The sequence below is a fragment of the Campylobacter sp. genome, assembly GCF_017646085.1.
In the GTDB taxonomy this organism is placed as follows: Bacteria; Campylobacterota; Campylobacteria; order Campylobacterales; family Campylobacteraceae; genus Campylobacter.
The window spans coordinates 1-6,340 of the sequence record NZ_JAGCNF010000022.1 but is presented as its reverse complement, the minus strand read 5'-3'; the positions used below and the strand labels follow the sequence as shown (position 1 = coordinate 6,340).

General features: G+C 33.7%; 6 protein-coding genes and 1 pseudogene. All 7 read left to right on the top strand.

The features are described 5' to 3' along the window. Positions 1–645, top strand: a pseudogene (locus tag J6V67_RS01215) (tRNA methyl transferase PRC-barrel domain-containing protein); the annotation flags it as partial. A 209-nt stretch (positions 646–854) separates the two neighbouring features. Continuing rightward, positions 855–1,778, top strand: a complete 924-nt coding sequence (locus J6V67_RS01210; protein WP_291857462.1) for a branched-chain amino acid transaminase — start codon at positions 855–857, stop codon at positions 1,776–1,778. 10 nt (positions 1,779–1,788) lie between these two features. Continuing rightward, positions 1,789–2,874, top strand: a complete 1,086-nt coding sequence (locus J6V67_RS01205) for an SPFH domain-containing protein (protein WP_291857460.1) — start codon at positions 1,789–1,791, stop codon at positions 2,872–2,874. Positions 2,875–2,884: 10 nt separating this feature from the next. After that, positions 2,885–3,622: a bifunctional phosphoribosyl-AMP cyclohydrolase/phosphoribosyl-ATP diphosphatase HisIE gene (gene hisIE / locus J6V67_RS01200; RefSeq protein ID WP_291857458.1), complete on the top strand. Its 738-nt coding sequence runs from the start codon at positions 2,885–2,887 to the stop codon at positions 3,620–3,622. Beyond that, the gene (locus J6V67_RS01195) at positions 3,612–4,136 is read left to right on the top strand and encodes a DUF2393 family protein (RefSeq protein ID WP_291857456.1); all 525 of its coding nucleotides are present in this window, start codon (positions 3,612–3,614) and stop codon (positions 4,134–4,136) included. Before hisIE ends, J6V67_RS01195 begins: the two co-directional genes overlap by 11 nt. Continuing rightward, complete coding sequence (locus J6V67_RS01190; RefSeq protein WP_291857454.1) at positions 4,136–4,669, top strand: DUF2393 family protein; 534 nt, start codon at positions 4,136–4,138, stop codon at positions 4,667–4,669. Before J6V67_RS01195 ends, J6V67_RS01190 begins: the two co-directional genes overlap by 1 nt. A 135-nt stretch (positions 4,670–4,804) precedes the next feature. Further along, positions 4,805–6,340 (top strand): HAMP domain-containing protein (locus J6V67_RS01185; protein WP_367205698.1); only part of this gene is annotated, 1,536 nt, incomplete at its 3' end.

Below are 6,340 nucleotides of genomic sequence, written 5' to 3'. Positions count from 1 at the left end.
TTAATAAAATCTGCTATTGATGAGACTAAAGATCAAAGTTATTTCTTAGCCAATCTTGACCCGCAAATTTAACCTTACATCATCTTTCCACTTGGAGATAAGCTCAAAGTCGATATAAAAGCCCAGGCTTCGCAAATACCACATATTGCATCGTTTGCCTCACAAAAGGAGAGTAGTGAGATTTGTTTTGTTGAGACTACATATATTGATGTTTTAAAGCAGCACTATAATACCAATCTTCCAGGTATTGTTCGTAATTCAAATGGTGATGCTATCGGTACTCATGATGGCTATATGCATTATACAATTGGCAAGCGCAAAGGCTTTAAAATCAATGGCGCACATGATCCTCATTATGTAACTAGTATCAATGCTAGAGCTAATGAGATTACTGTAGGTAAAAAAGATGAACTAGAGTGCTATGAATTTAAAACACGTAATTTTAATAATTTTACTCAGTTGAGTGAATTTGAATCTTATGTAAAAATTAGATATCGTTCAAAGCCTATTTTATGTGTTGTTCGTGTAAGCAATAAAGTAGCAACTGTAGAGCTAAAGAGCAATGCCGGAGCTGTTGCTAGCGGTCAGTTAGCTGTATTTTATGATGAAAATCAAAGGGTTTTAGCTAGCGGATTTATAGCCTAAGTTTGCTAGCAAATTTATTCTTTTGAGTTTAGATATTATTATATGTCTTGTGCCTGCTGCGTATAGTAATTGTTTAAATTTATACTATGCTAAATTTGCAAAAGCAAGGCTAAATTTATCATTTTTATCACTTTTATATTAATTTTTATCGGTTTATTAATTAAATTTAGATAAAATATTGCCTAAAATTTTTTCATAAAGAGGTTACAATGGCACTACCAGAAGCAGAACACATATGGTATGATGGCAAATTAGTCAAATGGCACGAGGCTACAACTCATGTTTTAACTCATTCATTACACTACGGCAATGCTGTATTTGAAGGCGTTAGAGCTTATATGACACCAAAGGGTTTAGCTATTCTTTGCCTTGAAGCACATACAAAAAGGCTATTTGAATCTGCTAAGGCTTGTGGGATTACAATTCCATTTACCGCTGAACAGATCAATCAAGCACACATTGACCTATTAAAAAGCAACACATACACAGATAATGTCTATATTCGTCCACTTGTATTTTTAGGCTATGGTAAAATGGGCGTTAGTCATATTGGATGCCCAGTAAATGTCGCTATTGCAGCGTGGCAGTGGGGTGCATATATGGGCGAAGAAGCTCTTCAAAATGGTATAAAAGTCAAAATCGCCTCTTGGATGAAGCCAGCACCATTTTCTATGATGTCAAAGGCCAAAGCAAGCGCTAATTACTTTAACTCTCAAATGGCAAATTACGAAGCTCATGAAGCAGGCTGCGATGAGGCTTTGCTGCTTGATCCACAAGGATTTATCGCTGAGGGTAGTGGCGAGTGTTTCTTTATCGTAAAAGATGGAGTAATCATAACTCCACCAAATGACACTAGCTTAGAGAGTATTACGCAAAAAAATGTGATTCAAATAGCAAAAGATTTAGGCTATACAGTACTTCGCCAAAGAATTACTAGAGATGAAGCTTATAACGCTGATGAAGCATTTTTTACTGGAACAGCAGCAGAGGTTACACCAATTAGCAGTATAGATAGTAGAGTAATTGGTAGTGGCAAAAGAGGTCCAGTATCGCATGAGCTTCAAGGTGCGTATTTTGATATAGTAATGGGTAAAAATCCAAAATACGAACATCTACTTACTTATATTAATTAAAGGATAAGAATTGCCTGCAGATTTAAATGACTATTTTAATAAAAAAAATGGCAACTCAAATAACAATGAGAGGAAGCCAAATTTTAATTTTAAAAAGCCAAATGTACCAAATTTGGGCGGAGGTTTAGGTAAATTTAGTGGCATTATATATGCTTTAATTGCTATAATTGTTATCTTGGTGGTAGCTAAGCCATTTGTAGTTATTAACTCAGGTGAGGTAGGTATCAAATCTACTGCTGGTAAATTTGACCCAAATCCGCTTCAGCCAGGATTTCATTTTTTTATACCTTTTATTCAAGAGGTACGCATAGTTGATACTAAAGTTCGTCAGATCAATTATACCTCTACAGAGGGTAGAAATGAAGCAAATTTCCGTGGTAGCGGGATTGAAACTAAAGATACTATATCGGTTTTAGACTCTCGTGGACTTCCTGTTAGTATGGATATTACTGTTCAGTATCGTCTAAATCCACAAAATGCACCACAAACCATTGCTGCGTGGGGCTTTAGCTGGGAAAATAAAATAATAGATCCAGTTGTAAGAAATGTTGTAAGAAATGTAACTGGTAAATATACAGCCGAGGAGCTTCCAGAGCGTAGAAATGATATCGCAGCAGCTATTGATATGGGTATTCGCTCAGATATAGATAAGCAGCCAAATCAACCAGTAGAATTAGCTAGTGTTCAGCTAAGGGAGATTATCTTGCCACCAAAAGTAAAAGAACAGATCGAAAGAGTTCAAATAGCAAAACAAGAGGCTGAGCGTACCAAATATGAAGTTGAGCGTGCAAATCAAGAAGCTCTTAAAAAAGCTGCTCTTGCTAAAGGTACAGCCGAAGCTGTAAAAATCGAAGCCCAAGGTAGAGCTGATGCTGTAAAAATTGAAGCCGATGCACAAGCTTACTCAAATTCACAAATAGCAAAAAGTCTTACAAATAATCTTTTAGAGTTAAAACAAATCCAAACTCAAAAAGAGTTTAACGAGGCTTTAAAAACAAATACAGATGCTAAGATATTCTTAACTCCTGGTGGGGCTGTTCCAAATATCTGGGTAGATACCAAAGATAAACAAAGACAAACTTCAACACAAAATTAAGGATTTTTAGATGAGCGTGAGTGTAAATTGGGATAAGATTGATGGTATGCTCCCAGTAGTAGTCCAAGAGGCTACTACTAATGAGGTTTTAATGCTTGCATATATGAATCAAGAAGCCTTTGAGCTTACTAAAAGTACTGGTCTAGCTCACTACTACTCACGCACTAAATCTAGAATTTGGAAAAAAGGTGAAGAGAGCGGTAACTTTCAAATTGTTAAATCCATCAGCCTTGATTGCGATAGTGATGCCTTGCTTTTAAAAGTAGAACAAGTAGGCGGTATCGCTTGTCATACTGGAGAGAAATCTTGCTTTTTTAATCATTTAAATTTAGAACAAAACAGCAGGCCAAATTTAAATAAAGAGATAAAATATGATATCTTAGACCATCTTTATCATATTGCACTTGATAGAAAGCTAAATTCAAGCTCGAATTCATATATTGCTAAACTTTATACAAAATCTCCAGATAGTTATCTTAAAAAAATATCTGAGGAAGCGTGTGAATTTGCTCTTGCGATTAAAGATTTAGAGCGTTTTAAATTATATGCAAATATGAACAAAGAGAGTTTTGGCGAGCATAAACCAGGCCAGCCAAAATATGACGCTATTTATGAGGCAGCTGATGTGTTATTTCACATGATTGTTGCGTTAGCTGATTATGATATTCATCCAAATGCAGTACTAGAAGAGCTAAAGCGCCGTGAAGGCATAAGCGGAATAGAAGAGAAGAAAGCCCGTGACAAATAGTATGTTTTCTACCATTAAATTTTATGTGAGCAACTTTGGATTTTATGATTATGTCGCAGTTTCGTGGGTAATTTTGCTATTTTTGGCGCTGTTTATTTTAGCCATTTATATGATGTTTAAGCGTCCATTTTTTGCGATATTTTTATTTTTGCTTAGCTTTATAGGGCTAGGTGCTGGTATAAATTATTCACTTAAATTCATTGATGATGTAACACGCCCAAAAGATGTAAATATTGCCCCGCTTCGTCAGTTATTTTACTCTGATGTTATGATAGCTGATATAAATATAACAAATAAATCCAAGCAACCATTTAAAAAGTGCCGAATAAGGCTAAGTTTTCACAATATCGGAAAAAGCAAATTTGAAAATTTAAAGTTTAAATTTAGCCCATTTCATACAGAGGTAGCTATAACTGAGCAGATTGAACCTGACAAAACTGAGGAAATTAAATTCGTTATGAAAGAATTTCGCCCACAAAACTATACCACCACACTAAGAACGGAGTGTTTTTAATGAGCTATTTTAATATATTTCATATAATAGTATTGTTACTGATTTTATCGATGTTTGGCTTATTTACCTATTTAATAATCCTAAAAGAACACCGCACTAAACAAGCTATTAGCTTACTTGTTGTTAATGTTGCTGTTATGAGTTGTTTAGCTATGGTTTCAATGATGTTAATAGATAAATACACTAAAGTCGCAGAGATTATCAATTTAGAGGGTAGACGCACCTTAATCAATGAGACTATTAGTTATAGTGGTATTATTAAAAATGTTGGCTATGGTTATATTAATTCATGTACAATCAATATTGAATTAATCAATACTCCAGAAAAAAGATTAGAGGCTAGTAATTTTGAAAATCGTGGATTTTTTGATACTTATATTGGTAGTAATCATAGCCAAAAAGGTTCACAAAAAGGTGAATTTTTAATACTCAAAGACCTTCCAAGCGGCGATCAAAGAGGTTTTAGTTTTACAATGCCATATCCTGCTCACTTTAAAAATCATACTACAAATTATACGCTAGATTGTAAATAATTTAAGTCAAATTTAAATTTGGCTTAAATATTTATATATAATTTTCTTATAATAATTAATCTATCTATTTTAAGTTTTTATAAATTAAATCTTGGGTAAAATACTAGACAATAAATTTTATACTAAGGATGGGTTATGTTTAAACATATGAAGTTATCCATAAAGCTAGCTATTGCAGGCTTTATATTTAGCGGACTTATCGTTGCTATGGTAGTAAGCGTAGCTACATACCAATCAACAAATAGGGCTGAGGGTACGGCTATGGCATATATGGAGTCTAGCTCGCTATCTCATGCTGATTTAATAGCTGCTGAGTTTAATAAGCTTGCTGATGATTTTCACGCATATGCTAATGTTATGGAAGCAGGTCTTGCAACGGGCACTCCAATGCCTATAGAGGCAATTGGTTCACTACTTAATGCAACAATTAATGATACAAAGCTATCTGTTGGCGTGTTTTTCTATACTGTAGATAATAGCATCTATGCTAAAAATCCAAACTCAAGCGATCCAAGATATACCCAAGCTGGAGATCTAGCTATGTATGTAAATATGCATGGTAGATTTGAGCGTTTAGAAGATGATTATAAAACTAAAGATTACTTTATTAATGGTCTTAGTAAGCCTACGATTACTGAGCCATATGAGGATCATATAGAGGGTATGGTAATGAATATGGCATCTATTACATTCCCTATTAAATATAAAGGTAAAACTATAGGTATAATAGGTGCTGATTTAGATCTTGATAATTTTTTTATCAACAGACTAAAAGAGGTTAAATTATATAATACTGATACAAGCTTCTTAACATCGCACAAAGGTATAATGGTAGCCAATCCAAATCCAGCAAATCGAGGAAAATCAATAGCTCAAGTAAATCCAAATTTAGTTCAGTTAATGCCAGTTTTAACAGATCCTAATCATAATTATGCAAGAGTTGCTGGATTTAGTAAAAATTTAAATCAAGATGCGTATATTATGCTATCAAAAATAGATATTAATTATGTAGAAGCTAACTGGGGTCTTGCTACGCTTGTACCAAGTGATGAGATATTTGCTCAAGTTAGATCAGCTAGGAATAGCCTTATAATCTTAGGAATATTTGTAGCATTACTAGGTGGATTTGGCCTATTCTTTGCGACTAAGCTACTAGTTCGCAGAATCGAAGATATTAGAAATTCGCTTCTTGAGTTCTTTGATTTCTTAAACCACAAAAGAGATGATGCTCATTTAGCTGTAATTACTCAATATGATGAGATAGGTAATATGGCAAAAGCTATAAATGATAATATCATCTCTATTAAATCAAATTTAGAAAAAGACTCTAAAGCAGTTGAAGAAGCACTACAAAAAGTTCACGATGTAGAAAATGGCAACTTAACTGCTAGAATAAAATTAAATCCAGTATCACCTGAACTTTTAAGGCTTAAAAACGTCCTAAATCATATGCTTGATGTATTAGAACAAAAAATAGGTAGTGATATCAATACTATTCAAGGCGCATTTGATAAATTTAAACAGCTTGACTTTACTAGTAGAATTAATAACCCAAAAGGTGAAGTAGAGATTGTTGCTAATCTTTTAGGAGATGAGGTAACTAAGATGCTAAAAGGCAATCTAGAACAAGCTAATGATTTACAAAATAGAGCTGATCAATTAAAAAGCTTT